Here is a 26,812-nt window from a genome sequence, read left to right as displayed (position 1 = left end):
CCTGAACCGCGCTTGCGGCCCTGTCAGAAATTTCCTTTGAACCAGCCTTTAAATCTTGCCAGCGTCGAATGGTCTTCCTTGATATCACGCCGGGCAAGCTCGTTGCGACCCTTGTGCACCGCAACGACTCCCCCGTGGCTTTTTAGACCTTGCCCATGACGCGTTTCCTGCAAGGCATAATGCAGCAGACCAACGCCCGTCGCATAAATGGGATTACGCACAACGTCCGCCAAACCTCTTACATTCTGGGGACATGCGATACGAACGGGCATATGGAAAATCTCCTCCGCCAATTCGCTAACTCCTTCCATACGCGAAGTACCACCGGTAAGTACTATCCCAGCAGCCACCATATCTTCGTAGCCGCTGCGACGTAATTCGTCTCTTACTAGCGTAAACAGTTCTTCGTAGCGCGGCTCTACCACTTCAGCGAGTGCCTGCCGCGATAAATCACGTGCCGGGCGATCACCGACGCTAGGAACCTTAATCATTTCATCGCTTGCGGCTAGATGCGTCAATGCACAAGCGTATTTAACTTTTATTTCTTCAGCGTGCTGCGTTGGCGTGCGTAATGCCATGGCAATGTCATTAGTCACTTGGTCACCGGCGATGGGGATAACCGCCGTATGGCGTATAGCCCCTTCGGTAAAGATCGCCATATCGGTGGTCCCTCCACCAATGTCGACCATACAGACGCCAAGTTCACGCTCATCTTCGGTTAGCACCGCCATACTGGAAGCAAGTTGCTCCAATATAATGGCGTCTACCTCCAATCCACAGCGACGCACGCACTTTTCGATATTTTGCACCGCATTGGCAGCGGCTGTCACTAAATGCACCTGCGCTTCCAAGCGTACACCGGACATACCCAGTGGCTCGCGAATGCCGCCCTGGGCGTCAATCGAGAACTCTTGAGGCAACACGTGCAGCACACGCTGGCCCTCAGAGATAGCGCGTGCGCGCGCAGAATCAATAACGCGCTCTATGTCGGAAGGTGTCACTTCACGTTCTTTGATGGCAACAACGCCATCGGAATTCATTGAGCTAATATGACTACCGGCCACGCCGACATAGACCGAGTGAATATCACAGCCCGCCATCAATTCGGCTTCTTCCACTGCCCGCTGGATAGACTGCACCGTCGACTCAATATTGATCACTACGCCCCGCTTCATACCACGTGAAGGGTGAGAGCCAATACCGGCAATTTCAATTCCGCCGTCATCGGTCGCTTGACCGACTATTGCGACGACCTTGGACGTTCCAATGTCCAGCCCGACCACCATATTGGATGCGTTTGGTGAGCCTGCCATGAGTCGGGAAATCTCCTTGCGTCATTTTTAAAAAGAAAGTAACTATAAAACTGAGTTGGCGCTTACATTGAAACAACATTTGAAAGCGCACGACCCAAAATAACCAATGTTTTTGCGAATATTCGCTAATTACAACTAGCTAAAACAATCAAGTTATAAAAACCACTTAGCCAGCATCTGGACCATAGTATAGAAACAATGGGCGTAATACGACCAGCATAAGTTAACAACAACACTCATCGGCAGCAAATCATCGCGGCCTATTGGCTTGCTCAGCGATGGCAACTACTTACTTTTACACCTTATTGGCATTCAGTAATAGCAATGTTATTCATCTTGCTCATCAAATTCACTTTGCCCATGCCACGCGACGGCAACACCATTAGGGTAACGTAGATCAATATAGCGGATCTGTTCGCCAAGCGAATATAACTCGCGCTGCCATGAAGCTGATAAACGCGCTAAACGCACTTCATGTTGGCGTCGTCCTAACATTACCCAAGCGCCATCATTTAACTGTAGCCGCCAGGCGCCGCGGGGCTCTAGACGCAATTGGGTAAGATCGAGCGACAACTGTTCAAAATGGGATTTTAGCCGACGATAATATGCCAACACCTCTTCGCTACTACCTGCGGGGCCTGCCAAATCCGGAAGGCCAGTCGGGGGTGATAAGGGCGCAAAAGCGAAAGGCTCTCCCTCATTGTTGAGCAAGAAATCGTCATTCCATCGCGCCGCGGGCTGCTGCTCAATCAACTCAAACACTAACGCATTGGGCCATTCACGTGAAATGCGCACTTCATACAACCAGCCGATTTTTAGCGCGCTATCGCGCAGCTCACCCAGATCAGCCGACAGCCAAGTGGCATCGACCACTAATGGAGCAAGCTGGGTGCGCAAGTAATCGGCGCTAACGTAGTCCCATTCGCCGCGAATAGACACCCGTTCAATCGGGCGGTCTAGCCACAGCCAAAGCGCACGACTGCCCGCCCCCACTAGCAAGGCTAATAAGATGATTCCCAACCAAGCATTACGCCTTTTCATAAGGTGCTTTTAATAGGCCATTGTTCATGCGGTGAACGGCTCGCTGGCAGTGTTGAGGATTTGAAGCACCAAGTCGTCAAAAGCAATGCCTGCATGCGCTGCCGCTTGGGGCACCAAACTGTGATCGGTCATACCAGGCACTGTATTGACTTCCAGTAGCCAAAAACGCCCTTCGCTATCGCGCATCACATCAACACGCCCCCACCCTTCTCCGCCAATGGCCATAAACGCCTGCTGGCAGAGCACCGCAAGCGCTGCTTCTTGTTCCGAAGGCAGTCCGCAAGGTAAGTGATACTGGGTGGTATTAGCGATATATTTGGCTTCGTAGTCATAAAACCCACCGGGCACTTCGACGCGAATCGCTGGCAATACCTGATCGCCCAACAGTGCAACGGTGTATTCTTCGCCCACAACAAAGCGCTCCGCCATTACGCGGGCGTCAAACTGCGAAGCCTCATGATAGGCGGCCTCAAGCGCCGCCTGACTCTTAACGATGCTAATGCCCAGCGTCGAGCCTTCATGTACGGGTTTCACAATCAGCGGCAGACCAAGTTGCGCGACCACGGCTGACCAGTCTGCTGAGGCCGCTAACATAACGCTTTCCGGAGTAGGTAGCCCAACCGCGCTCCATACCTGCTTGGTGCGCTGCTTATCCATCCCTAACGCCGAAGCGAGAACCCCGCTGCCGGTATAAGGGATATCAAGCAATTCCAAAGCACCTTGCAAGGTGCCATCTTCGCCACCGCGGCCATGCAGGGCAACAAAGACAGTAGAGGGAGCCAGTTGCGCTAAACCTACCAAGCCATTGTCACGGGGGTCATAGCCGTAGGCATCAACACCTTTACGCTGCAGCGCCTCAAGCACCGCCGCGCCGCTTTTAAGCGACACCTCACGTTCAGCAGAGTTGCCACCATAAACAACCGCGACTTTTCCAACAGACTGGGGGGATGCTTGGCCCACACTCACAGTTCCACCTCACTCATCACTAGCTGCGCCTGCGCTAGGCGCTGGGAAATGCCGCCCACATCACCGGCGCCCTGGGTTATTAAAATGTCGCCGGGGCGTAATACATTGGCTAGCAGCACGGGCAGCTCGTGTTTATCCTCGACAAATAACGGATCGACTTCGCCGCGCTGACGAATGGAACCCGCCAAGGTACGCCCTTCAGCGCCGGGAATCACCGCTTCACCGGCGCTATAGACATCCAGCAGCACCAGCGTATCGACTTGTGAAAGCACCCGCACAAAGTCTTCGTACAAGTCACGTGTGCGGGTATAGCGATGAGGCTGGTAAAGCATTACCAAGCGCCGTTCTGGCCAGCCAGCGCGAATCGCCTGAATGATCATGTCGACTTCGCGCGGGTGGTGACCATAGTCATCCACCAGCATGATATCGCCATTGCCTTTCGGCGCAGGGAAATGACCATGCACTTGAAATCGACGACCCACCCCAGCAAAACTAGCCAAACCGCTCAAAATAGCGCTATCACTCACGCCTGCATCGGTAGCCACCACAATGGCCGCCATGGCATTCAAGGCGTTATGACGCCCCGGCATAGCTAAACGGACATTTAAAGCCGCTGCCCCAGCGGGGCGTAGCGCGGTAAAGGACACCTCTGCACCACGCTGAGTAAAATCAACAATGCGATAATCAGCATCGCTATCAAATCCATAGGTCACGAATTGACGCTTTACCTGTTCGCACAGCACGCGTACGTGGGGGTCGTCAATACATAGCACCGCCAGCCCATAGAACGGGAGGTTGTGCAGAAATTCGATAAAGGTGCTTTTCAGACGCTCAAAGTCACCGCCGTAAGTGGCCATATGGTCTGCATCGATATTGGTAACGATCGACACCATCGGCTGTAGGTGTAAAAACGATGCATCCGATTCATCGGCTTCGGCCACTAAGTAGTCACCCTCACCTAGCCGGGCATTGGCACCAGCGCTGGTCAGTTTGCCGCCGATCACAAAGGTTGGATCCAGCCCGCCCTCCGCCAGTAGGGTCGCTGTTAAGCTCGTGGTGGTGGTTTTGCCATGAGTGCCCGCCACCGCGATACCGTGACGAAAGCGCATCAGCTCTGCGAGCATTTCAGCTCTTCGCACGACTGGCACACGGTGTTCGTGAGCCCAACGTATTTCTGGATTGGTTTCATCAATGGCGCTGGACACTACCACGACATCGGCGCCTTCCACATGAGCCTCGGCATGACCAATCGTCACGCTGACACCGCACTGACGCAGCCGCTCGACAACGGAAGAGGCTTTCATATCACTGCCGCTAACAATATAGCCTTGATTGACCAACACCTCGGCGATACCGCACATGCCAGCCCCACCGATGCCGACAAAATGAAGGCGGCGAATGCGGCGCATACCTGGGCCAGGAGTGCCGCCACGCTGGGCTGTCATGGACTTAACTGAATCGGTCACGCAGAGTCTCCTAATGGCACTAGCTCCAAACACCCTTTGGTTAAGCGCTCGGTCGCGTCTAAATGGGCGGCCTGACGTGCTTTCGACGCCATTGCCGCCAGGGTATTGGGGACGAGTAATTCATGTAAACATTCACTCAATCGTTCAACGGTTAGCTCAGACTGAACAACACACTTAGCAGCGCCCGCCTTGACTAATACTTGGGCATTAATACGCTGATGGTCGTCGACCGCAAAGGGGAAAGGCACTAGCAGCGATGGTTTAGCCGCCGCTGCCAACTCGGCAACCGTCAGGGCGCCTGAGCGACACACCACTAAGTCGGCCCACTCGTAGGCGGCGGCCATATCGTCAATAAAGGGACTAACCTCAGCGCTCACGCCGTGCTGTTGATAATTGGCGTCAGTGACCTCTTCGCGGCTCTTTCCAGCCTGATGACGCACCTGCGGGCGTTGTTCAACAGGCAACGCAGCGAGCGCTGGGGGCAAGCGTTCGTTAAGCGCTACCGCGCCAAGCGAGCCGCCCACTACCAGCAAACGCAGCGGCCGAGCGGAAAGCGTCGCGACATCTCGGGTCGTGTCTCCCAAGGCGGCAATATCTTCACGCACAGGATTACCGATCACTTCCGCTCGCTCCCCAAACGCCTCGGGGAAGGCCGCAAAAGTACGTTTGGCCAGGCGCGATAACGCGCGGTTGGTAAGCCCCGCCACGGCATTCTGCTCATGAATTACCATAGGAATACCCATGAGCCAAGCTGCCAAGCCGCCGGGGCCACTGGCAAAGCCACCCAAGCCGACCACCACATCAGGCTTAAAACGACGGATGACGGCGCGCGCCTGCCAAACCGCACGGCTAAGATTGAGAGGCGCTTTGAGCCAACCCGTCAGCCCATTACCACGCAGCCCGCTAATCGCGATCGTATGCAACGCAATACCTGCCTCGGGCACAAGACGGTTTTCAATCCCGCGTGGGCTACCCAGCCATTCAACGGCTACCTGCTGGGCTTGCAACGCCCGCGCGAGAGACAAGGCAGGAAACACATGGCCTCCGGTGCCACCTGCCATTATTAATACTCGTCGGCGTGAATTGGTCGTCACATCAAACTCCTGATAGCACCAAGCGCTATAGCGTTACGATAAACGCGGCTCATGGCGCGACTTGTACGGGGTGGATGCGCGCCGGGGTCGGTGACGGGTTTCCGCGTCCGTGCGCAGTAGCAGCCCCACCATGACGCCTGTCACCAATAGACTAGAGCCACCGTAGCTCATCAGCGGTAGCGTTAGCCCTTTGGTGGGCAGCAGCCCTGAGCTTACTGCCATATTAATAAACGCCTGTGCCGCCACCACAAAACCAATGCCGTAGCTGACGTAGGCACCAAAAAGATGCCCCGCAAGCTCTGCTTGACGGCCAATCCACATGGCGCGGGCAATTAACAAGGTAAACAGCAACACGACGATAATCGCGCCGATCATGCCCAGCTCTTCGGCGATAACGGCAAAAATAAAGTCGGTATGCGCCTCGGGCAGGTAGTGCAATTTTTGCACGCTGTTACCCAGGCCGGTTCCGGTCACGTGCCCGCGCCCAAAGGCGATCAACGCTTGGGTTAACTGGTAGCCGGTGGCGAATTGGTCCGCCCAGGGATCAAGAAAACTTGTCCAGCGGGCCAGCCGGTAAGGCTCAATCACCACCATCATGACTGCCCCAGAGCCCAGCAGTAGCCCGCTGCCACCCAGCAGCAGCAGCGACGCCCCACTCATCATCAACATGCCGATGACACATGCTGTCAGTACGACCATGCCACCAAAATCAGGCGCTAAAAACAGCAAACCCGCAGGAGCGGCCAGTACGGCCAGCGGGCGCCACATGCTGAACGCCCGCTGGCGCAGGTCGTAAGTGAAACGTGACATAAACGCCGCCATGTAAAAAATCAGTCCGATCTTTGCAAACTCAGACACTTGCAAACTGGGCAGCGGTCCTGGTAACGCTATCCAGCGCTTACTGCCGTTAATTTCCTGGCCGATTATCAACACCAGAACCAGCATAAAAATACTCGCGAGCATAATCAGCGCCGCATTTTGGCGCCAGAGCTCAAGCGGCACGCAGAGTACAAATAGGCAGGCCATAATGGCGAGGATCAAGAAGATACCGTGCTGGCGTGCGTAGTGGTAAGTATCTTCCAGCAAACCAATCGACGCTGAACTGACCATCACCCACCCCAGCCCCGCCAAAGCGACGGCGGCTATTACGAGCCAGATATCGCAGGGCAGATGACGCGTGCTCACAGCCTCACGCAGGCGCTCAATGCGGCTCATAACGCCCCCTAGCGGAATTCTGTGCAATTTGCGCTACACATTGACGAAAAACGTCGCCGCGCTCCTGGTAGTTAGCAAACTGATCCAAGCTAGCGCAGGCGGGTGATAACAGCACGCAGTCGCCAGGCTGGGCAAGCTTAAAAGCTATTTCAATCGCCTGGGTTAGATCTTCTACCTGCTGGATACTGACGTGTTCAATTAACGCGCTGGCTAGCCGCGGGGCATCTAAGCCAAACAACAGCACATGCCGAGCGCAATTCGCCAGAGGGAGGGCTAAGGGCGAAAAATCAGCGCCCTTGCCGACGCCACCTGCCAATAAAATCAAACGCCCTTCCAGCGTCGCGCTAATGCCGTTAATGGCCGCCAGGGTGGCGCCCACATTGGTGCCTTTGCTGTCGTTGATCCAAGTGACGCCGTTAATTTTCGCGATGACTTCACTGCGGTGCGCCAAACCTTTGAATTCGCACAGCGCATGGCACATGGGTTCAGCCGCAAAACCCAGCGCCTGACCCATGGCCAGAGCGGCCAATGCATTTAAGTGGTTGTGCTGACCTGCCATGGTTAACTCATCAACCGCCAGCCAGGGCGTGGCGCCCTGCATTAGCGTCAGCTTATTCTGGTGAAGCGCCAGCCCCCATTGGTTATCGGACGCGGGGGCTTTGTAAGAAAAGTCAGTCACTTGCGGAACGGGCTGGACGGGCCAGGTAAGAACATCATCGGCATTAACCACGGCGTGTTGGGCACCGATAAAGATACGCTGTTTGGCAGCCTGGTAACCGCGCATATCGCCATGGCGGTCGAGGTGATCTTCGGATAAATTCAAACACGCTGCACAGGTTGCGCCCAGATAAGGCGTTGTCTCCAGCTGGAAGCTGGAAAGCTCTAGAATATACAGCTCGGCATCGGGATGACTGGCCAATAGGTCCAGGGCGGGCGTACCCAGATTACCCCCTACCGCCGCTTTTACACCAGCGGCGGCGGCCATTTCTCCCAACAGCGAGGTCACCGTTGATTTGGCATTCGAGCCAGTGATCGCGGCGATAGGCGCCTTAGCCGCACGCGAAAACAGGGCTATTTCACCAACGACCAAGGGCTCCCCGGTATGCGGATTAGTTTGCTCGGCAAGTAACGCCAACCCCGGCATACGCGGGTCAAGCCCGGGACTCACTACCACCTCTTGAACGTCACGCAGGTCCAGCGCCGTTAACGCGCCGCAGTGAACCTCAATGCCTGGATGAGCCGCTTGAAAGTCATCCAGCCCTGGGGGTTCGGCGCGCGTATCCGCCACCATGAAAGGCACTTCTAAGCGGCTTAAATGACGGCAAATCGCACGCCCTGAGACACCTAGCCCCACCACCAGCGTCAAGCCTTTAGCTACCCGCACCATCCCAGGCTCCTTATCGCATCATACCAACGGCCAATCGGCACACTCGCCAGCTGCATTAACGAATTTTAAGCGTTGCGAGGCCGAGCAGCACCAGCACGACGGTAATAATCCAAAAGCGCACGATAACGCGTGGTTCCGGCCAGCCCTTCAACTCGTAGTGATGGTGCAAGGGCGCCATACGGAAAATGCGCCGCCCGGTGAGCTTGTAAGAACCCACCTGCAGAATCACCGATACTGTCTCCATGACAAAGATACCGCCCATTATAAACAGTACGATCTCTTGGCGTACGATCACAGCCACGACGCCCAACGCAGCCCCTAGCGCTAAGGCGCCCACATCGCCCATAAAGACCTGGGCGGGGTAGGTGTTGAACCATAAGAAACCAAGCCCGGCACCGGCAATGGTGGCACAAAAAACCGCTAGTTCGCCGGTACCGGCAATAAAGGGGATATGTAGATAATCGGCAAACAAGGTGTTACCGCTGGCATAAGCAAATACTGACAAACCCATGGCCACCAGTACCGTCGGCATAATTGCCAAGCCATCGAGACCATCGGTCAAATTAACCGCATTGGAACTGCCGACAATCACAAAGTAGGTAAGCACGATATAGAATAGGCCCAGCGGCAGCGCTACCTCTTTGAACATTGGCACTAATAAGCTGGTTTCGACTGGCGTTGAGGCAGTCAAATAGAGCAGTACTGCCGCCCCAAGCCCCACCACCGACTGCCAGAAATACTTCCAGCGAGCGGGTAAACCTCGCGGATTTTTCTCGACCACTTTGCGGTAATCATCGACCCAGCCGATAGCACCAAACCCAAGCGTTACGCCCAACACTATCCAAATATAAAGATTGGTTAAGTCGCCCCATAGCAAGGTGCTCATGGCGATGGCCAGCAGGATCATCGCGCCCCCCATGGTAGGGGTGCCTGCTTTAGAAAGGTGGGACTGGGGGCCGTCGTCGCGCACGGATTGGCCAATTTGGCCTTCGACCAAACGGCGGATCATCCAAGGCCCCAGCCATAAGCAGAGCATTAACGATGTGAGGGCACCTAAAATCACCCGCAGGGTTAAATAGTTAAAAACCTGAAAACTAGGTTGGTAGTGCGACAGAAAATTCGCCAAGTGAAGTAACATGTGCGGCGTTTACCTTATTTCATCCGCACGCAGTGCATTAACGACATTTTCCATGCCTGCACTACGTGATCCTTTCACCAGCAGCGTGGTGTCCGGTGGCAAAGTATTAGTGACATGGCGCTTTAGCGCCTCGTGATCGTTAAAATGCAGCCCACGACCAAAAGCTTCGCTGGCAACTCGCGCGGCATCGCCCAGCGTGAACAGCTCATCAATCCCCAAAGCGGCAGCATAGCGACCAATCTCCGCATGCAGGACCTCTGATTCACTGCCCAGCTCGCCCATCGCCCCTAAGGCGCACCAGCGTGGCGCCGGAAAACTCGCCAAAGTATCCAAAGCTGCTTTCACCGCTCCAGGATTGGCATTGTAGGTATCATCGAGCAACGTAGCACCGCGTATGCCGGCCACCACCGTTAACCTGCCCGCTAGCGCTGGCAGCGATTGCAAACGCTCGATTATCTGCGTAGGTGATACCCCTAGCGTTAACGCGGCGGCAGCGGCGGCCAGTGCATTGCTAACATTATGCTTACCTAGCAAGGGTAATGTTACATGGCCTAGCTCTCTGCCATGCTGCAATAGCGTGAAAGCATACCGCCCTTGGGAGTCACAAGAAAGCGCTGCGGCGCTCACATCGGCCAGCGAGTGGAAGCCAAAGCTGATGACGCGCCGCGGAGCCGCTCGGGCAGCCCAAAAGGCGTAGTAGCGGTCATCGCGGTTCAGGATGGCGGTACCCTCCTTGCCCAGCCCGGCTAACAGCTCGCTTTTCGCCTGTGCGATCTGCCCCATGCCACCAAATTCGCCGACATGGGCGCCAGTGACATTGGTAATAATGGCAATAGCGGGCTGTGCCAAAGGCGCTGTCCAAGCAATTTCGCCTAGATGGTTCGCGCCTAGCTCTATCACGGCGGCTCGATGCTGCTGGCGCAATCGCAGCAAAGTAAGCGGTGCGCCAAAATCGTTGTTCAGATTACCCTGGGTCGCTAACACCTCGCCTAAAGGCGCCAATAGTGCAGCGCACATTTCTTTTACCGTCGTTTTACCGCTATTGCCGGTAACCGCCACTAAGGGGCCGTGCCATGCGCGCCGATATGCACCGGCCAGTAGCCCTAGAGCTAAGCGCGTATCAGGGCACACCAGTTGGGGTATATCGCTCTCAACGGGCGTGTCGACCAACGCGGCTGCCGCGCCGAGTGATTGGGCACGTTCAACAAAGTCATGCCCGTCAAAATTAACGCCTTTTAAGGCAATAAACAGGCATCCAGGCTCAATTTTACGACTATCGGTAATAACCGAGTGAATGATTAATTGAGCAGTTTCTGGCGGTGCCTCGATCCCCAACGCCGCAGCCACCTGACCAAGCGCCCAGCGCATTACTGTTCTCTCCGTAGGGCAAAGGCGCGCTGAATCTCATCGCTATCGGTATAGGCGTGGCGTACGCCCTTAATATCTTGATAGGCTTCATGACCTTTTCCGGCGATCAGCACCACGTCCTGCGGGGCAGCCTGACGGATAGCGGCGGCGACAGCTTCGCGACGCTCACCTACTTCAGTCGCCTCGGCGTTAGCGGAAAATCCGGCCAGAATCTGCTGGCGAATTTGCGCAGCGGGTTCATGCCGTGGGTTATCGTCGGTGACCACGATATGATCCGCTAACGGCTCGGCGGCTTTGGCCATTTCAGCTCTTTTTCCGGTATCTCGTTCACCGCCACAGCCAAATACGCACCATAATTTGCCTGCATCGCCCAGGTGTGCGCGCAATGCTTTAAGCGCACTTTGCAAGGCATCCGGCGTGTGAGCATAGTCCACCACCACGCTGGGCGCGTTGGTGTCGCGATAGAGCTCCATACGGCCTGGCACAGGGGCAAGCGACGTCGCTGCTTCGAACAGCGCATTGAGCGGTTCACCTAAACCGTAAAGTACGGCCATCGCCAGCAGCACATTATCTAAATTAAAACGGCCGATTAAACCTAAGCGCAGCATTTTCTCGCCGTCGGGGGTCGCGATCATCGCCTGCTGGCCTTGCTCAAACGCCTGCCAATCCAACACTCGCAGCGTCACGGCTTCGTCTTGGCCGGTGGCCAATACCCGCATGCCCTTAGCGCAGCCCGCTAGCATTAAGCGCGCCAATGGATCATCACCATTCACCACCGCCAAACTAAGTTCAGAGCGGCGAAACAGTTTCGCTTTCGAGGCAGCGTAAGCCGCCATGCTACCGTGGTAATCCAAATGATCTCGGGTCAGGTTGGTAAAAACCCCTACGCTGACGCTCACCGCTTCCAAACGGTGCTGATCCAGGGCATGAGAAGACGCTTCTAAAGCAACTCGACGCACCCCCTGCTGCGCCAACTCACCCAACGTGGCTTGCAGCGCCAGCGGGCCTGGCGTAGTTAAGCCACTGTCCAGCAATTTACCGGGACGCCCCATGCCCAGGGTACCGATAATTCCCGCCGGTTTACCTAGCGCCTCGCTAAGTGCAGCGATGTAATGAGTGACCGAACTTTTGCCGTTGGTGCCGGTGACGCCTATCACTTCAAGATCATGCGGCACGTTGAATAAAGCCCGACCCAATTCACCTAGATGCAACGCTAGATGAGGTAGCCAAAGCACCCGCCCCTCCAACTGAACAGCACCGTGATTACTCTGCGCCAAGATTAGCGCAACGTGGGCATCAAGCGCTTGCTCAATAAAGTCGCGGCCGTCATGCTGGCTACCAGGCACCGCCACAAAAATATCGTCCTTAGTGAGCTTGCGCGAATCGGTTTCAATACGCATCTGATCCGGCAGCGCAGGCAACTCGGCGGGCAGTGGTGACTCGGGCCAAACTTGCTTGAGCGCCGTCAACACATCGCTTGGACTCAGCGTCATGCAATCTCCTTAAATAACTATTCCACTTCGTGATCGGGCGGAACATCCAACAAGCGTAAGGCATTACCCGTCACACTGGAAAACACCGGTGCGGCGACAGCGCCACCGTAAAACTCACCCGCTTTGGGGTGATCAATCATCACCACGGTGACAATACGCGGGTCAGAAATGGGCGCAATCCCGGCAAAAACACTCCGATAGGCATCCTGCGAATAGCCTTGCAGGCCGGTTTTACGCACCGTGCCCGTTTTACCGCCTACCCGATAGCCTTCCACACGAGCACGACGCCCACCGGTATAAGCCGCTACCGAGGTTTCAAGAATATTGAGCAGATCGTTGGCAACCGACGGCTCTATCGCGGGGAGGCCTTGCGGTGGTTCAGAAAGCCGCAGCAAAGACGGTGGCAAACGCACGCCATCATTGGCTAACGCCGTGTAGGCACTCGCCAACTGAACCGCTGATACAGACAGACCGTAGCCGTAAGAGAGCGTCGCTCGCTCACTACGCGACCAGCGTATGGGCACTGGCAAACTACCCGTTGACTCGCCGGGGAAGCCGGTACCAAGCGCCTGCCCCAGCCCTAACTGATTATACTTTTCCCAAATCGCGGTATCGCTCAGGCGCAGCGCCAAGCGAGACATACCCACATTCGAAGAATGCTCGAGGATGCCGGCCAAATCCAGCTCGCCATAATTACGAAAATCGCGAATGGTATATTGATCCAAGCGCATCCAGCCTGGGGACGTATCCACGATTGCGTCGCGATCCACCACACCGCTTTCCAACACGGCGGCCATGGCCAAGGGCTTCATGACCGAGCCTGGCTCAAAGACATCGACAAGCGCCTGGTTACGCAGCCCGCGCGGGTCAAGCCCCGCGCGGTTATTGGGGTTATAAGAAGGCAAGTTGGCCATTGCCAACACCTCTCCCGTCCGCGCGTCCATCATGACCAACACACCGCCATCGGCATCGTTTTCAACCACGGCTTTGCGCAACTCACGGTACGCCATGTATTGGATACGCTGATCGATAGCCAAGGTAAGCTCTCCCCCTGGCTGAGCTTCATCAATCACACCCAGTTCGCGCACCAAACGCCCACGGCGATCTTTAATCACCCGCCGCTGCCCCGGGCGGCCTGCCAAGTAAGGCTGGTAGGAAAGCTCTAAGCCTTCTTGGCCAACATCGTCAACGTTGGTCACACCAAGCAGTTGCGCAGCGACTTCACCAGCGGGATAGTAGCGTTTGTACTCGCGCTGCGGGTAGACACCAGGAGTGCGTAGATTGAGAACCTGCTGGGCAGCGGCAGGCGTCATCTGACGGCGCAAGTACATAAATTCGTGTTCGCTAAAGCGCGCCACTCGTGCCTCAAAGTCGTCCAGTGTCATGCCTAACGCCTGAGCCAGCACTATGCGCTGAATAGCATCGTCGGGCAACTCTTGCGGATTGGCCCAGAGTGTTACCACCGGCGTGGAAATCGCCAACGGTTCGCCATTGCGGTCTGTAATCATGCCACGGTGGGCGGGGATTGTTTCATGACGGAGAGTACGCGCGTCACCCTGGCTCTGGAGAAAGGGGCGATCAATGACCTGCAAAAGCGTAATACGGCCGATTAAGATGGCAGCCGCCAACCCAATCGCCAATAAAATAAACATAAACCGGCCGCCACCCAATGGCGGTGCAATCGGTGCCTGACGCGAGGTGCCGCCTCGGCGCTGGTGCTTCATGGCCGAATCACCTCAACGTCATTGACATCGGGGATACGCATACCCAGGCGCTCAGTAGCGATTTGTTCAATACGGGCAGGTGTTGACCATGCCCCCTCCTCAAGTAGTAACTGCCCCCACTCTGTTTGCAGCTGATTCTCTTCTTGCTCCAGCTGTTGCAGCTGTGCAAAGTGGACCCGCGTCATGTGGGTCGTGACAACCACGCCCAGCCCTGAAGCCATACAGAGTAAAAACAGCAGACCAATGATCACCGGCCAGATACGCAGTCGCAGCTTAAAAGGCCATTCGGCGCTTAGCGTGGTTGCCCACTGCTCAATCCGATCCATGCTCATGATGACATTTACTTCCGTTTGCGTGCAGCCCGCATGACGGCACTGCGGGCACGAGGGTTGGCATCTACTTCGCCATCACTCGGCCGCACACCCTTGCCCAGTGCTTCTATTCGCCGGTTCAATTGATCGTCGCGGATAGGCACCCCGCGCGGCAAATGGGTATCACCACGGACGTGGTGACGAATAAAGCGTTTAACACGACGATCTTCGAGCGAATGGAAACTGATCACCACTAAATGCCCGCCGGGGACGAGTGCTTCCAAGGCGGCGTCGAGCGCACTGTCTAACTGCTCAAGCTCTGCGTTAACAAAAATACGCAGCCCTTGGAACGCTTTCGTTGCCGGGTGGCGGCCTTTCTCCCAAGCGGGGTGGGCCACTTTGAGCACTTCAGCCAGGTCCACCGTATGAGTAAACGGTTTTTCTACCCGGCGAGTCACTACAGCGCGTGCAAGACGCTTGGCGTAGCGCTCTTCGCCGTAGGTTTTAAACACATAGGCAATGTCTGCCTCGCTGGCCCGCGCCAGGAAGTCGGCAACGCTCTGGCCTTGGGTTGGGTCCATGCGCATGTCCAGCGGCCCATCGCGCATAAAGCTGAAACCACGCTCAGGGTCATCTAGCTGAGGCGAAGACACGCCAACGTCAAGCAGCACGCCGGAAAGCTTACCAAACACGCCTTGCTCACGAGCAAACTCGCCAAGCTGCGCAAACTCGCGCTGGGCGATCTGGAAGCGCGGATCATCTATATCAGAGGCCGCCGCAATTGCCTGGGGGTCCCGATCCATGGCAAGCAGCTGACCTTGGGCACCCAAACGATCGAGAATTAGTCGTGAGTGACCGCCTCTGCCAAACGTTCCGTCCAAATAAATGCCTTGAGCATCGTGAACCAAGGCATCGACAGCACCTTCCAGGAGCACGCTGGTATGGCGAAAGCGGGAAGCAACCTGTTCAGCGTCAGGAGACGGCATGTTTTTCTCACACAAGAATATAAAAGACGATATTGTTAAAAATAACGCTACGAAGGGCGTGCAGGCACGCCCTGATATGAAAAATGGGGGAGTCGGCCGATAAGCCGGGTTCTGTCGTGGACAGCCATTCCTCTAGGCGCTGCGTTACCACAGCGCTCAAGCAACCTACCCGGACCCAGCGCGGGCCACGCCATTGGGTCCCTATTTGGTCTTGCTCCGAGTGGGGTTTACCTTGCCACGCACTGTTGCCAGGCGCGCGGTGCGCTCTTACCGCACCCTTTCACCCTTACCGGCCCCGAAGGGCTTAGGCGGTCTACTCTCTGCTGCACTTTCCGTCGGCTCACGCCGCCCAGGCGTTACCTGGCACTCTGCCCTATGGAGCCCGGACTTTCCTCCCCTAATACCTTTTAAGGGGTATTAGCGGCGACTGTCTGGCCAACTCCGGCGGCAAGCATACCAGCGCCCTTGGTTTGCCTCAATGCTCACCTTTAATTGCTTGCAAACGAGCATACCAAGCTTGCTTACGCCCACCCAGCATGCGTGCCGCAATGGCAGCGCTTTGCTTGACGCCTACACCTTCTGAAAGCAACGCCTCAAGCAGTGCCTGTGCAGATATATCCTGGTGCTCCCCCTGCTCTACTGGGGGAGCGCCAGCCACAATCACGACGAACTCGCCCCTAGCCTGATTAGGGTCGGCGCTTAGCTGCAAAAGCAACGATTCAGGCGTACCCTGCAAGAACGTTTCAAATGTTTTGGTAAGCTCCCGGGCCAACACCACCTCACGACCGGCCATCTGCTCCTGCAAAGCTTCCAGGGTCGCCACGATACGATGAGGTGATTCATAGAACACCACTGTCTCCTCGCGGGTCTTCCAGTTCTCAAGCGCCTGACGTTTGGCGCCTGACTTGGCAGGCAGAAACCCGGCAAACACAAACCGGTCAGTGGGCAGCCCCGCTCCCGACAAAGCGGTTATGAGCGCGCAAGGGCCAGGGATCGGAACAATATTACGCTTTCGAGCGCGAAGCTCACGCACCAGAACAAACCCAGGGTCGCTAATCAATGGCGTGCCTGCATCGCTGATCAAGGCAATATCTTCGCCTGCGGCAAGGTAGCTATCCAAGGCTTCTACCCGGTGCGCCTCATTGTGCTCATGCAGTGAGAGCATCGGCTTGTTCAGCCCTAGGTGCGCCAGCAGGCGGCCGCTATGGCGGGTATCCTCCGCCGCCACCCGCGCCACTTGTCCTAACACCCGAGCGGCACGCGCGGTTAAATCGTCCAAATTCCCAATTGGCGTAGCAACCACGTACAATGTACCCGGATTATGCTCTGTCATTATTGACTCTCGATTCGTTGATGACTTTCGATTCGTTGATGGCTTGCTCAGCCGATACGCTATGCTTGCACTGAGACCTCGGCAAACGTTGACAAGCAGCAACAGCGCAAATGGAAACTTTAAAGGAAGGATACATGAAACAGTCATTACGTGGCTTACTCGCCGCTGCCCTTGTGGCATTACTCGTTGCTGGCTGTGCGATGCAATCGCCTAGCGTGGTGGATCGCGTGCCCGATGAGGACCCTGGCCGGCTACTTAGCCAAGCGGAGCAACAAGCGCCCGAGCAAGCCGCCAAAACTCGCTTGGAAGCGGCCAATATCCTAGCCCGACAAGGGCGGCGCGATAACGCGTTCGACACTGCCGATGGCATTGATGAAAGCCGGCTATCAGAATCTGACCGTGTTCGTTGGGCCCTGCTATTTTCCGAGCTAGCGCGCGCCTTAGACGAGCCCCGCGCCGTACTGCGTGCTACCCAGGTACTCGACGACGAACTGCCGATGCAAGCCAATCAGCAACAAACCCTGTCCGAGCGTCAGCGCTGGGCCCAGGAAGCACTGGATCAGCCCAGCGCGGTCAGCATCGCGCTGCCCGAGCTTGAAGGGCAAGATATTCGCCGTATCGTGGTTGCATTGCCCGAATCAGGACCGCTTAGCAGCGTCGCTAACACCATTGCCATGGCCATGCGTCAGCACCATGAGGTTAAAGGCGACAATGTCGAACTCAACTTTCTAGACGCCTCACGCTACTCAACGGACGAGCTGTATGATCGCGCTCAGCAAATGAATGCGCAGCTGATTATCGGCCCATTGGCGAAAGACCAAGTCACCCAGCTGGAACAGCGCGCTAGCGTGCCGCTCCCCACGTTAGCGCTTAATTATGGTAGCGGTGACAGCAATCAGGCCCAGCGGCTGTTTCAATACGGCCTGTCGGCGGAAGACGAGGCACGCCAAGCCGCTCAGCGCGCCTGGCAGGATGGTCAACGCCAAATGTCCATGATGGTGCCCGATAATGACTGGGGCCGTCGGGTAGGCGAAGCCTTTTGGAATGAGTGGCAACGTCAAGGCGGAGAGATTACCAATGCCGTGCGCTACAACCCTGAAAGCTCGGTTGCTAATGCCGTTCAAACCGCCCTTAACGTTAGCGGTGACCGCGCCCGGCTGGGCAATATAGACGCGCTGTTTCTGCTCGCCCTGCCTGAGTACGCCCGCCAGGTGCCGCCTACCATGGACTACTACTACGCGCCTAACCTACCCATTTATGCCACTTCACATTTACACGAAGGGCGCCTGCAAACTCGCCTTGACCAAGATCTTAACGACGTGATGTTTATGGATATCCCCTGGCAAATCCCCGATGCGGCCGTGGGGGGCGAAGAAGTGCTGCCCTTCGCAGCGACCTACCAGAGCTTAAGAGACGAATCCGATGCTTCCATGTTTCGTCTAATGGCAATGGGCGTGGATGCTTACGAACTGGCCATCCGCCTTTCCAACCTCAACGAACTAAACGGCCTCAGTGGCAGCACCGGCACCCTCTACCTCAACGGTGACGGTCGCATTTACCGCGAACTGCCTTGGGCAAAATTCCAAAACGGCGTCCCTTCGCCTATTTTAGTACCTTCTCTCGGCGATACACCCCAGGAAAGCAGTGACGAATAACGCCCGGACCGCCAGGGCACGCGGCGCCGCCATTGAGCAAATCGCCGCTCAATGGCTATGCAAGCAGGGCCTCACCCTCATTGCGCAGAACCATCACGTCAAAGGCGGTGAACTTGACTTGGTAATGCGTGATGACGATATTCTTGTGTTTATTGAGGTCAAACATCGCACCACCGCGCGCTACGGACACCCCCTGGAAACCATCACCTATCAAAAACAACAGCGTCTAGTGCGAGCAGCCAGTTTATATCTCGCCCGCGGCGGGCTTTCATCGCCCTGCCGCTTTGATATCCTAGCGATTATTGGCAAATCGCCTGATCTCGATTTTCACTGGGTAAAAGCCGCTTTTGATGCCTTTTGAAACCAATTAATACACTATTTTAATCAGGAAGCCCTGATGGACTTTCAAGCTCGTATACTCGGTCACTTTAACGCCAGCATCGACACCAAGACCTATGCCAGCGAAGTGCTACCACCCTTTATCGAGGTGGCCAGCCAAATGATGGTGCAGTGCCTAGTCAGCGAAGGTAAAATTCTTGCCTGCGGCAATGGCGGTAGCGCTGGGGATAGCCAGCATTTCTCTTCGGAGCTACTTAACCGTTTTGAACGTGAACGCCCCAGCCTACCCGCGCTGGCGCTCACTACAGATACTTCGACACTCACCTCAATCGCTAACGACTATAGCTATAATGAGGTTTTTTCAAAGCAGATTCGCGCCCTCGGTCAGCCGGGCGATGTGTTATTGGCCATTTCTACCAGCGGCAACTCAGGCAATATTGTGCAAGCCATCCAAGCCGCCCACGACCGGGATATGACCGTGGTAGCGCTTACCGGCCGCGATGGCGGCGATATGGCGTCGTTGTTAGGTCAGGATGACTGTGAAATTCGCGTTCCTGCCACCTCGACGGCTCGCATCCAGGAAGTCCATTTGTTGGTGATCCACTGCTTGTGCGACCTCATTGATGAACAACTGTTTGGCAGTGCTTAAGCGCCTATCGGCTCCTTCTCACTGCGTTATCACTTACATTAAGGAGTCATAACGATGACCCAGCGCTTCTCCTCTCGTGGCCTAATCGCCGTCGCGCTTTGTGCGGCCCTCTTTATCAGCGGTTGCGCCAACAACTCAGCGTCCAACCAGTCCAACTATGCCCAACGTAGCGACGATGTTGAGGCCATTGATACAACTATTGAGCGTGAAGTTGATGCCGCACTGAAGCGCGCTGATGCGCGACTAGGCGATGCCCGCATTCGCGCTCACAGTTTTAACGGTGTTGTACTACTGGTGGGACAAGTACCTAGTGAGGAATTACGCGACATGGCAGGCGACGTTACCCGCAATTTACGTGGCGTTGACCGGGTTCATAACGAACTGACCATCGCCGCCCGCCTACCCACCACTCAGCGCCTTGCCGACACTTGGTTAACCACCAATGTGATCAGCCAGCTAGCTACTAATGACCGCATCGACTCCTCAAAAATAAAACTCACCACTGAAAATGCCAGCGTTTATCTGATGGGTCGCGTTAGCCGTGCAGAGGCGGATCGGATCGTCAACGCAGCCTCTGCTGTAGGCGGCGTACAGCGCATCGTTAAGGTATTTGAGTACCTCGACTAACACACTGCTGAACCCACTCACGCGAAATCAAGCCTGTTGGATTAAAAAAGCCTCGCCCTTATCAGAGAGCGAGGCTTTTTATTGTGCCGCGTCAGGCGCTTTACTTAATCACCCGCAGCGTCGGCTTTTTCTTCGACTTAGCATCTTTGTCAGCTGCTTGTGAAGGCGTCTTCGAATGATGATCACCATCCTTTGAAACCGGCTCTGTAATTGATAGCTCTGGCTTGGTTGAAGGCTCTTTCTTGCCCTTGGCTGAAGGCTCTGACTTATCAGAAGCATGGCCTTCGTCAATATCATCGGACTCAGCTCCATCCCCCAGCTCAGGCTCATGCCCGAATACCATGCCCGCACCGTTTTCTCGAGCGTAGATAGCAATTAACGCCGGTATGGGAATCATGACCTGCATGGGTTGCCCCCCAAAACGAGCATTAAAGCCTATCGCCTGATTCTCCATAAATAGATCGCGCACGGCGGTTGGCGCCACATTTAAGACAATCTGGCCATTTTGTACAAACTGGCGGGGCACCTCAACGCCAGGCAAGGTGGCATCGACCACCACATAAGGGGTTAACTCATTATCCAACAACCACTCATACAATGCTCGGGCGAGATAGGGGCGACTTGATTTCATCGGGACTCCCTCCTCCTAACAGATAAGGCTCCCTGCCTTGATCAAAAGCATAGGAGCCAAATGAATTCAAGCGCGCATCTCTTTTTCACGCTCACTTAAAGATGCCTTAAATGCTTCACGCTCAAATACCCGTGACATATAGGCCAGCAACGGCTTAACCTGTTTTTCGGGCAGCTCGATATTGAGCTCAGGCAAACGCCACAGTACGGGCGCTAAACAGCAATCTACCAGGGTAAACTCTTCGCTCATGAAATAAGGCATATCTTCAAAAATCGGCGAGATACCAATCAAGCTTTCACGCAGCTCTTTTCGCGCTTTATCCGCCTCTTTCTTACCGCCGCTGCGAATCTGGTCAACCATTGGGCACCACTCGCGCTCAATCCGGTGCATCCATAGCCGACTCTGCGCGCGCGCTACTGGATAAACAGGCAATAACGGAGGATGCGGAAAACGCTCATCCAAATATTCCATCATGACCTTGGATTCATACAGCACCAAATCACGATCTAACAACGTCGGTACGCTGTTGTACGGATTGAGGTCTGCCAGCTCTTCCGGCGGTTTTTCCTCGAGCACATCGACAATATCGACGGCAACCCCCTTCTCGGCCAGCACAATGCGCACACGATGACTGAAATGATCATCACCACCTGAGTAAAAGATCATCGACGACCGCTTGGCCACAACACCCATGAAAGCATCCTCGCATCAAATCAATCTTGGATAATAACATGCCAGCCCGCTCTTAGGGGAAGCTAGCTTGCTTTGCTTATATTGCTTTACCAATCCACTAGCGCCTTACCAACAAACAAAAGGCGCACAGCTTACGCCGTGCGCCTCCTTGACCGTCAGCGACTGTTATTAGTGAACGTCTCGCCAGTATTCACGTTTTAGGAAATAAGCAACCACCCCAAAAATAAAGATAAAGATCAAAACTTTAGGCGCTAATGCTTGCGCCTGCAGTTTGGAAGGCTCACCCACATAAGCCAAGAAGTTGGTTAAGTCATACACCGCCTCCTCGAACTCATCAGGCTCAAGCGCTCCAGGCTCAGTGACTTGCAGCACATCGCACGACTGATATTTACCCGAAAGAGGGTCAGGCTCTTGGCCCTCTACCGGATGATCGGTTTCAGCGCAGACCATTTCCTGAACGCCTTGCAAAGGCTCCAGCACGTTAGGCATTGCTACCAAATCAAATACCGTGTTGTTGACGCCGGTTGGACGGCTAGGGTCTTTATAGAAACCAAGCAGATAAGAGTAAATCCAATCGGTTCCTCGCAGACGCGCTTCAAGCGTTAAGTCAGGCGGCGCGGCACCAAACCAGCTCTCTGCATCGCCGCTGTCCATGGCGATATGCATCTGATCGTTAAAAGCCAAGTCGGACGAAAAAATCAGGTTTTCCTCAATTAGATCCTGAGGAATGTCCAAGTCGTCCGCTGCGCGGGCAAAACGCTGATGCTCCAGGGAATGGCAGCCCATACAGTAATTCACATACAGCTTCATGCCGTTCTGCAGCGAGGCCTGATCGTGTAGATCAGGATCCATCGAGTGGGACACACTAGCGCCCCCTGCAGCCATCGTGGTTACTGGCACTATCGCGAAAAGTAGTGCTAATAGATGCTTTTTCATTAGCCAGTCACCCTTTCCGGAACGGGTTTAGTCTTCTCTAGCCTGGTGTAGAAAGGCATCAAGACGAAGTAGGCGAAATAAACGACGGTGCACACTTGCGCTAGAAGCGTCCTCCCTTCGGTCGAGGGCAATACACCCAAGATGCCGAGAATGACGAAACTGATCGCAAACAGCAGCAGCATGGTCTTAGACATCCAGCCTTTATAGCGCATTGATCGAACCGGGCTGCGATCCAACCAGGGCAAAACGAACAGCACCGCGATAGCGCCGCCCATAAATATAACCCCCAGGAATTTGGCGTCCAAGCCGAACACCGAGAAGGTAATGGCACGCAAAATGGCGTAAAACGGCGTGAAGTACCAGACAGGCGCAATGTGATCCGGCGTTTTCAGCGGATTGGCTGGCTCAAAGTTAGGCTTTTCAATGAAATAACCACCCCCTTCCGGGAAATAAAACACCACTACACAGAACACAAACAGGAAGATAGCAATACCCACCAGATCCTTAACCGTGTAATAAGGATGGAATGCAATACCATCCAACGGCTTACCGGTTTCATCTTTTTTCTGCTTGATATCAATACCGTCTGGGTTATTAGAGCCCACTTCATGCAGGGCAATAATGTGTAGCACCACGAGCGCTAAAATCACGATCGGTAATGCCACCACGTGCAGCGCAAAGAAACGGTTAAGGGTAATGCCCGTAATCAGGAAGTCGCCACGCACCCATTGAGCCAAATCAGGGCCAATCGCTGGAATAGCAGAGAACAGCGAGATGATGACCTGAGCACCCCAGTAGGACATCTGACCCCATGGCAACAGGTAGCCCATAAAGGCTTCCGCCATTAGCGCCAAATAAATGGTCATGCCAAATATCCAGACTAACTCACGAGGCGCTTTGTAAGATCCATACAGCAAACCGCGAAACATATGCATATAAATAACGACAAAGAAGGCAGAAGCGCCCGTCGTGTGCATATAGCGAATCAACCAACCCCACTCGACATCGCGCATGATGTACTCGATGGAGTCGAAAGCACCTTCTGCGGAGGGGTTATAGCTCATGGTAAGCCATACGCCCGTTAATATCTGATTGACCAGCGCCAACATGGCCAGCACACCAAACAAATAGAAGAAGTTAAAATTCTTCGGTGCGTAATACTTTGTTAGGTGATCTTGCATCATCTGAGTAGCAGGAAAGCGGTCGTCTACCCAGCGCATGATGCCGCTTTCTGCTTTGGCTTTATTGGGATTGGCCATCAGGCAGTCTCCTCATCTTCGCCTACGATGATGATGTCATCATTTACGAAGCGATAGGGTGGCACCTCAAGGTTAGTCGGCGCGGGAACGTTGTTAAATACACGACCTGCCAAATCAAAGCGAGAACCGTGGCATGGACAGAAAAAACCACCCGGCCAGTTATCAACGCCCACACCTTCTGCGTCAGGTTCCGGCCGGAAAAGCGGTGAACAGCCCAGGTGAGTGCAGATGCCAATTAAAACACCGATTTCTGGTCTAATGGAGCGCAATTCGCTAGTTACATACCCCGGCTGCTGAGGCACCTCTGAATTAGGGTCTGCCAAGCTGTCGGCAGTCAGTGCTTCAGTGCGCTCGATCATCTCCGGTGTGCGGTTGATGATCCATATAGGACGACCACGCCACTCAACGGTCATGCGCTGCCCTGGTTCAAGCCTCGATATATCCGCTTGAACGGGAGCACCCGCCGCTCTTGCCCTGGCACTAGGCTGCCAAGAAGCCACAAAGGGGACCGCAACCCCGACAGCGCCCACCGCACCCACAACGGAGGTGGCGCCTACGAGGAAACGGCGTCGGCCTTTGTTTACGCCGTTATCTGCCATTTAAGGTTTCTCCCATCAGCTTACCCGTTCCGCCACAAAGGTGTCTGCGGCGACGAATATTAATTACGCTCTATGGTAAAAAAACAAAGCGCTGTGCACAAGAACAACCGCCCGTGACCATAGTGGTACGAGCAATATAATATTCTGATATACCAATAAAAAAAGCCCAGGTCGATGACCTGGGCATTTTGCCGCATAGCGTAAAAATTAACGCTTGGAGAACTGCGGACGACGACGTGCTTTGCGCAAGCCGACTTTCTTACGCTCAACTTGACGTGCATCACGCGTTACGTAGCCAGCGGCACGTAGTGAAGGACGTAGGTCTTCGTTATAGTTCATCAAGGCACGGGTAATGCCGTGGCGAATGGCGCCAGCTTGAGACGAACCACCACCGCCAGCGACGGTGACGAAAATATCGAATTGATTCAATGTTTCAGTCAACTCAAGCGGCTGACGAACAACCATACGACCGGTAACACGACCGAAATAAAGATCGAGGTCTTGGTTGTTGACGCTAATTTTGCCAGAGCCCGGCTTCATAAACACGCGAGCGGTGGAAGTCTTGCGGCGCCCGGTACCGTAATACTGCTGTGTCATGGCGAAGATTTCCTCAGAGGTTCAGTTCAAGCGGCTGTTGGGCAGCATGCGGATGCTCGGCACCGGCGTACACTTTTAACTTTGTGTACATGGCACGGCCCAAAGGACCTTTCGGCAACATGCCTTTAACGGCAGACTCAATGATGCGCTCGGGCGCATGATCAAGCATTTTGTCGAATGTCATGGAGCGCAGACCGCCCGGGTAACCAGTGTGGCGGTAGTAGGTTTTAGCCTTCGCCTTATTACCGGTTACGTGGACTTTCTCTGCGTTGATGACGACGATGTAATCGCCGGTATCAACGTGAGGGGTAAATTCGGGTTTATGCTTGCCACGTAGGCGGCGAGCAATCTCGGTTGCTAGACGACCGAGCGTTTTGTCCTTAGCGTCGACAACATACCAGTCGCGCTGGACGGACTGCGGCTTAGCACTGAACGTCTTCATGGATGAAATCACCAGATTAAATGTATGGGGTGACTCACACCGTTACACGGCGAAGCACCATCCCTATTCTTTTTGGTTGCAAGCATGGCAAGCAACATGTAGCGAGCGCATTCTACAGTAAGGAATATGACAAGTTAAGCCGTATCGCGACTTTTTTGTAGCGACCATGCCCACTGCTAAGATTACGGCTTATGCGCCATGGCAAGATACTCTTTAGACTGCATCTCTTGTAGACGCGAAAGCGTGCGCTGAAACTCAAAGGTGAGCTTGCCATCGCTATATAACGCCTCTATCGGCGCCTCCGCCGACATCAGCAGCTTGACACCGCGGTCATAAAACTCATCAACCATGTTAATGAAGCGGCGGGCCTGATCATCGTTTTGGGCATCCATCCGCACGACGTTAGATACCAGCACCGTATGAAATTCCCGAGCCAGCTCAATATAATCATTCTGACTACGCGGCCCATCGCACAGCTCGAGAAACTCGAACCACGCCACATCGTCATGCAGACGGCGTATTTTTAATACACGGTGATTCACCTCTAGCGACGCCTCTGCTTCGCCATCGTGCCCGGCTATTTCCCTAAAGCTACGTGCCAATTCACGCTCAGCTGTCTCATCCAGCGGCGAATGGAAGATGGCAGCACGCTCAAGCGCACGTAACCGGTAATCAACACCAGAATCGACGTTTACCACCTCGCAGTGGCGGTTAACAAGCGCGATAGCGGGCAGAAAACGCGACCGCTGCAGGCCGTTTTTATACAAATCGTCGGGTATGATATTAGAGGTCGCCACTAGCACGACCCCCCGCTCGAACAACGCCTCCAACAAGTTGGCTAAAATCATCGCATCAGTAATATCTTTGACAAAGAACTCATCAAAGCAAATAACCCGCGCCTCCGTGGCAAATTTACCAGCAATCAGCGTTAACGGATTTTTTTCACCCTTATAATGAGCCAGTTCGTTATGCACACGCTGCATAAAGCGATGAAAATGAGTGCGCATTTTATCGGCAAAGGGCAATGCTTCGTAAAAAGTATCGACTAAATAGGTCTTTCCACGCCCTACCCCACCCCAAAAATACAACCCCTTCACTTGAGGTAAGACGGGCTCATCAGGCGGCGAGGACTTCTTGCCTATAAAACCCGCCATTTTAGCTTTTAGCCCTTTATTAGCGACTAAGGCCTTAGGGGCGCGAGTGGGTGTGGCGACCAACTCATCGTAAAGCCTCTGAAGGTGTTTGACCGCAGCCTCTTGCGCTGGATCATATTGAAAATCATCGCGCTCTAAATCAGCTCGATAGCGCTCTATAGGCGTTTCAGGACGCGCTTTTGACAACGGCTTATCCGCAGGTGTTAATGACATGCAATCGCCTCCCAAACCATGAAACGCAGCCAACGGCATGACCGCCGACCCCCTAAGAAAACTGCGATTATACTCACTGATACGTCATCGCGCATGAGTGTATTGACCCAACAGGCTGACTGGCGCCTATAATAGCAGCCTGTTTGATTGTTAAGCTGCAGGCTATAAGCCGACAGTTATGGA

The 26,812-nt window shown here is 54.7% G+C and carries 26 protein-coding genes and 1 other RNA gene; 4 read left to right on the top strand and 23 right to left on the bottom strand.

The genetic code is table 11. The annotated features are described in order from the left end of the window. Positions 1–23: 23 nt before the first annotated feature. The 15 genes from ftsA to rsmI all read right to left on the bottom strand — a co-directional run bounded on the left by ftsA (position 24) and on the right by rsmI (position 16,835). Entirely contained in the window at positions 24–1,313 is a 1,290-nt protein-coding gene (ftsA, locus tag RZA33_RS07965; RefSeq protein WP_146873899.1) for a cell division protein FtsA, read from the bottom strand. Between the two features lie 327 nt (positions 1,314–1,640). Further along, a complete protein-coding gene (locus RZA33_RS07960) occupies positions 1,641–2,354 on the bottom strand; it encodes a cell division protein FtsQ/DivIB (protein WP_317507314.1) in 714 nt (237 codons plus the stop codon). Between the two features lie 24 nt (positions 2,355–2,378). Then, a complete protein-coding gene (locus RZA33_RS07955) occupies positions 2,379–3,314 on the bottom strand; it encodes a D-alanine--D-alanine ligase (RefSeq protein ID WP_416337853.1) in 936 nt (311 codons plus the stop codon). 2 nt (positions 3,315–3,316) lie between these two features. Next, entirely contained in the window at positions 3,317–4,765 is a 1,449-nt protein-coding gene (gene murC, locus RZA33_RS07950) for a UDP-N-acetylmuramate--L-alanine ligase (RefSeq protein ID WP_317507428.1), read from the bottom strand. A gap of 17 nt (positions 4,766–4,782) precedes the next feature. Further along, positions 4,783–5,880 carry an undecaprenyldiphospho-muramoylpentapeptide beta-N-acetylglucosaminyltransferase gene (gene murG, locus RZA33_RS07945; RefSeq protein WP_317507312.1) on the bottom strand — a complete coding sequence of 366 codons (1,098 nt, stop codon included), beginning with the start codon at positions 5,878–5,880 and terminating at the stop codon, positions 4,783–4,785. A gap of 33 nt (positions 5,881–5,913) precedes the next feature. Then, positions 5,914–7,095, bottom strand: a complete 1,182-nt coding sequence (ftsW, locus tag RZA33_RS07940) for a putative lipid II flippase FtsW (RefSeq protein ID WP_317507311.1) — start codon at positions 7,093–7,095, stop codon at positions 5,914–5,916. Continuing rightward, positions 7,082–8,482 (bottom strand): UDP-N-acetylmuramoyl-L-alanine--D-glutamate ligase, encoded by a 1,401-nt coding sequence (gene murD, locus RZA33_RS07935; protein WP_317507310.1) that lies wholly within the window; start codon positions 8,480–8,482, stop codon positions 7,082–7,084. Before murD ends, ftsW begins: the two co-directional genes overlap by 14 nt. A gap of 55 nt (positions 8,483–8,537) precedes the next feature. Continuing rightward, positions 8,538–9,620, bottom strand: a complete 1,083-nt coding sequence (gene mraY, locus RZA33_RS07930) for a phospho-N-acetylmuramoyl-pentapeptide-transferase (RefSeq protein WP_317507309.1) — start codon at positions 9,618–9,620, stop codon at positions 8,538–8,540. 9 nt (positions 9,621–9,629) lie between these two features. Next, positions 9,630–10,988, bottom strand: coding sequence for a UDP-N-acetylmuramoyl-tripeptide--D-alanyl-D-alanine ligase (locus RZA33_RS07925; protein WP_317507308.1), 1,359 nt, complete (start codon positions 10,986–10,988; stop codon positions 9,630–9,632). Beyond that, positions 10,988–12,481: a UDP-N-acetylmuramoyl-L-alanyl-D-glutamate--2,6-diaminopimelate ligase gene (locus RZA33_RS07920; protein ID WP_317507307.1), complete on the bottom strand. Its 1,494-nt coding sequence runs from the start codon at positions 12,479–12,481 to the stop codon at positions 10,988–10,990. Before RZA33_RS07920 ends, RZA33_RS07925 begins: the two co-directional genes overlap by 1 nt. Before the next feature lie 17 nt (positions 12,482–12,498). After that, entirely contained in the window at positions 12,499–14,205 is a 1,707-nt protein-coding gene (locus tag RZA33_RS07915) for a peptidoglycan D,D-transpeptidase FtsI family protein (protein ID WP_317507306.1), read from the bottom strand. Continuing rightward, on the bottom strand, positions 14,202–14,537 hold the full coding sequence (ftsL, locus tag RZA33_RS07910) for a cell division protein FtsL (RefSeq protein ID WP_317507305.1): 336 nt from the start codon (positions 14,535–14,537) through the stop codon (positions 14,202–14,204). The genes RZA33_RS07915 and ftsL overlap by 4 nt, the downstream gene beginning before the upstream one ends. Before the next feature lie 8 nt (positions 14,538–14,545). After that, positions 14,546–15,502 carry a 16S rRNA (cytosine(1402)-N(4))-methyltransferase RsmH gene (gene rsmH, locus RZA33_RS07905; RefSeq protein WP_317507304.1) on the bottom strand — a complete coding sequence of 319 codons (957 nt, stop codon included), beginning with the start codon at positions 15,500–15,502 and terminating at the stop codon, positions 14,546–14,548. An 84-nt stretch (positions 15,503–15,586) separates the two neighbouring features. Further along, an RNA gene (rnpB, locus tag RZA33_RS07900) (RNase P RNA component class A) lies at positions 15,587–15,945 on the bottom strand. Positions 15,946–15,977: 32 nt separating this feature from the next. Beyond that, entirely contained in the window at positions 15,978–16,835 is an 858-nt protein-coding gene (gene rsmI, locus RZA33_RS07895; RefSeq protein WP_317507303.1) for a 16S rRNA (cytidine(1402)-2'-O)-methyltransferase, read from the bottom strand. Between the two features lie 134 nt (positions 16,836–16,969). Here rsmI and RZA33_RS07890 point away from each other — a divergent pair, with 134 nt between their 5' ends. The 4 genes from RZA33_RS07890 to RZA33_RS07875 are packed head-to-tail and all read left to right on the top strand — an operon-like array spanning position 16,970 to position 20,105. Continuing rightward, positions 16,970–18,490 (top strand): penicillin-binding protein activator, encoded by a 1,521-nt coding sequence (locus RZA33_RS07890; RefSeq protein WP_317507302.1) that lies wholly within the window; start codon positions 16,970–16,972, stop codon positions 18,488–18,490. Then, positions 18,480–18,851: a YraN family protein gene (locus RZA33_RS07885; RefSeq protein WP_317507301.1), complete on the top strand. Its 372-nt coding sequence runs from the start codon at positions 18,480–18,482 to the stop codon at positions 18,849–18,851. The genes RZA33_RS07890 and RZA33_RS07885 overlap by 11 nt, the downstream gene beginning before the upstream one ends. A gap of 36 nt (positions 18,852–18,887) precedes the next feature. Continuing rightward, positions 18,888–19,478: a phosphoheptose isomerase gene (locus RZA33_RS07880; protein ID WP_317507300.1), complete on the top strand. Its 591-nt coding sequence runs from the start codon at positions 18,888–18,890 to the stop codon at positions 19,476–19,478. Positions 19,479–19,532: 54 nt separating this feature from the next. Continuing rightward, positions 19,533–20,105, top strand: coding sequence for a BON domain-containing protein (locus tag RZA33_RS07875; RefSeq protein WP_317507299.1), 573 nt, complete (start codon positions 19,533–19,535; stop codon positions 20,103–20,105). Positions 20,106–20,205: 100 nt separating this feature from the next. On the opposite strand, the gene RZA33_RS07870 is transcribed toward RZA33_RS07875, so the two are convergent. The 8 genes from RZA33_RS07870 to zapE all read right to left on the bottom strand — a co-directional run bounded on the left by RZA33_RS07870 (position 20,206) and on the right by zapE (position 26,629). After that, entirely contained in the window at positions 20,206–20,736 is a 531-nt protein-coding gene (locus RZA33_RS07870; protein ID WP_317507298.1) for a ClpXP protease specificity-enhancing factor, read from the bottom strand. Between the two features lie 66 nt (positions 20,737–20,802). Beyond that, positions 20,803–21,429 carry a stringent starvation protein SspA gene (gene sspA, locus RZA33_RS07865; RefSeq protein ID WP_317507297.1) on the bottom strand — a complete coding sequence of 209 codons (627 nt, stop codon included), beginning with the start codon at positions 21,427–21,429 and terminating at the stop codon, positions 20,803–20,805. Between the two features lie 168 nt (positions 21,430–21,597). Next, positions 21,598–22,365, bottom strand: coding sequence for a cytochrome c1 (locus RZA33_RS07860; protein WP_317507296.1), 768 nt, complete (start codon positions 22,363–22,365; stop codon positions 21,598–21,600). Then, on the bottom strand, positions 22,365–23,624 hold the full coding sequence (locus RZA33_RS07855) for a cytochrome bc complex cytochrome b subunit (RefSeq protein ID WP_317507295.1): 1,260 nt from the start codon (positions 23,622–23,624) through the stop codon (positions 22,365–22,367). The genes RZA33_RS07860 and RZA33_RS07855 overlap by 1 nt, the downstream gene beginning before the upstream one ends. Then, a complete protein-coding gene (gene petA, locus RZA33_RS07850) occupies positions 23,624–24,223 on the bottom strand; it encodes a ubiquinol-cytochrome c reductase iron-sulfur subunit (protein ID WP_317507294.1) in 600 nt (199 codons plus the stop codon). Before petA ends, RZA33_RS07855 begins: the two co-directional genes overlap by 1 nt. Positions 24,224–24,430: 207 nt before the next feature. Further along, a complete protein-coding gene (rpsI, locus tag RZA33_RS07845; RefSeq protein WP_146873943.1) occupies positions 24,431–24,820 on the bottom strand; it encodes a 30S ribosomal protein S9 in 390 nt (129 codons plus the stop codon). Positions 24,821–24,833: 13 nt separating this feature from the next. Next, entirely contained in the window at positions 24,834–25,262 is a 429-nt protein-coding gene (gene rplM / locus RZA33_RS07840) for a 50S ribosomal protein L13 (protein ID WP_146873944.1), read from the bottom strand. A gap of 182 nt (positions 25,263–25,444) precedes the next feature. Then, positions 25,445–26,629 carry a cell division protein ZapE gene (gene zapE / locus RZA33_RS07835; RefSeq protein WP_317507293.1) on the bottom strand — a complete coding sequence of 395 codons (1,185 nt, stop codon included), beginning with the start codon at positions 26,627–26,629 and terminating at the stop codon, positions 25,445–25,447. Between the last annotated feature and the right edge of the window lie 183 nt (positions 26,630–26,812).

The sequence above is a fragment of the Halovibrio sp. HP20-59 genome, from assembly GCF_033052795.2.
Taxonomy (GTDB): domain Bacteria; phylum Pseudomonadota; class Gammaproteobacteria; order Pseudomonadales; family Halomonadaceae; genus Vreelandella.
Note: the sequence above shows the minus strand (reverse complement) of the source record. Positions and strands in the feature narration are given on the sequence as shown.

What these genes read in the sequence shown, in the direction of transcription:
- ftsA (WP_146873899.1), bottom strand. Translation starts at nt 1,313, where the DNA reads ATGGCAGGCTCACCAAACGCATCCAATATGGTGGTCGGGCTGGACATT.
- RZA33_RS07960 (WP_317507314.1), bottom strand. Translation starts at nt 2,354, where the DNA reads ATGAAAAGGCGTAATGCTTGGTTGGGAATCATCTTATTAGCCTTGCTA.
- murC (WP_317507428.1), bottom strand. Translation starts at nt 4,765, where the DNA reads ATGACAGCCCAGCGTGGCGGCACTCCTGGCCCAGGTATGCGCCGCATT.
- ftsW (WP_317507311.1), bottom strand. Translation starts at nt 7,095, where the DNA reads ATGAGCCGCATTGAGCGCCTGCGTGAGGCTGTGAGCACGCGTCATCTG.
- murD (WP_317507310.1), bottom strand. Translation starts at nt 8,482, where the DNA reads ATGGTGCGGGTAGCTAAAGGCTTGACGCTGGTGGTGGGGCTAGGTGTC.
- mraY (WP_317507309.1), bottom strand. Translation starts at nt 9,620, where the DNA reads ATGTTACTTCACTTGGCGAATTTTCTGTCGCACTACCAACCTAGTTTT.
- RZA33_RS07925 (WP_317507308.1), bottom strand. Translation starts at nt 10,988, where the DNA reads ATGCGCTGGGCGCTTGGTCAGGTGGCTGCGGCGTTGGGGATCGAGGCA.
- RZA33_RS07920 (WP_317507307.1), bottom strand. Translation starts at nt 12,481, where the DNA reads ATGACGCTGAGTCCAAGCGATGTGTTGACGGCGCTCAAGCAAGTTTGG.
- RZA33_RS07915 (WP_317507306.1), bottom strand. Translation starts at nt 14,205, where the DNA reads ATGAAGCACCAGCGCCGAGGCGGCACCTCGCGTCAGGCACCGATTGCA.
- ftsL (WP_317507305.1), bottom strand. Translation starts at nt 14,537, where the DNA reads ATGAGCATGGATCGGATTGAGCAGTGGGCAACCACGCTAAGCGCCGAA.
- rsmH (WP_317507304.1), bottom strand. Translation starts at nt 15,502, where the DNA reads ATGCCGTCTCCTGACGCTGAACAGGTTGCTTCCCGCTTTCGCCATACC.
- rsmI (WP_317507303.1), bottom strand. Translation starts at nt 16,835, where the DNA reads ATGACAGAGCATAATCCGGGTACATTGTACGTGGTTGCTACGCCAATT.
- RZA33_RS07890 (WP_317507302.1), top strand. Translation starts at nt 16,970, where the DNA reads ATGAAACAGTCATTACGTGGCTTACTCGCCGCTGCCCTTGTGGCATTA.
- RZA33_RS07880 (WP_317507300.1), top strand. Translation starts at nt 18,888, where the DNA reads ATGGACTTTCAAGCTCGTATACTCGGTCACTTTAACGCCAGCATCGAC.
- RZA33_RS07875 (WP_317507299.1), top strand. Translation starts at nt 19,533, where the DNA reads ATGACCCAGCGCTTCTCCTCTCGTGGCCTAATCGCCGTCGCGCTTTGT.
- RZA33_RS07870 (WP_317507298.1), bottom strand. Translation starts at nt 20,736, where the DNA reads ATGAAATCAAGTCGCCCCTATCTCGCCCGAGCATTGTATGAGTGGTTG.
- sspA (WP_317507297.1), bottom strand. Translation starts at nt 21,429, where the DNA reads ATGGGTGTTGTGGCCAAGCGGTCGTCGATGATCTTTTACTCAGGTGGT.
- RZA33_RS07860 (WP_317507296.1), bottom strand. Translation starts at nt 22,365, where the DNA reads ATGAAAAAGCATCTATTAGCACTACTTTTCGCGATAGTGCCAGTAACC.
- RZA33_RS07855 (WP_317507295.1), bottom strand. Translation starts at nt 23,624, where the DNA reads ATGGCCAATCCCAATAAAGCCAAAGCAGAAAGCGGCATCATGCGCTGG.
- petA (WP_317507294.1), bottom strand. Translation starts at nt 24,223, where the DNA reads ATGGCAGATAACGGCGTAAACAAAGGCCGACGCCGTTTCCTCGTAGGC.
- rpsI (WP_146873943.1), bottom strand. Translation starts at nt 24,820, where the DNA reads ATGACACAGCAGTATTACGGTACCGGGCGCCGCAAGACTTCCACCGCT.
- rplM (WP_146873944.1), bottom strand. Translation starts at nt 25,262, where the DNA reads ATGAAGACGTTCAGTGCTAAGCCGCAGTCCGTCCAGCGCGACTGGTAT.
- zapE (WP_317507293.1), bottom strand. Translation starts at nt 26,629, where the DNA reads ATGTCATTAACACCTGCGGATAAGCCGTTGTCAAAAGCGCGTCCTGAA.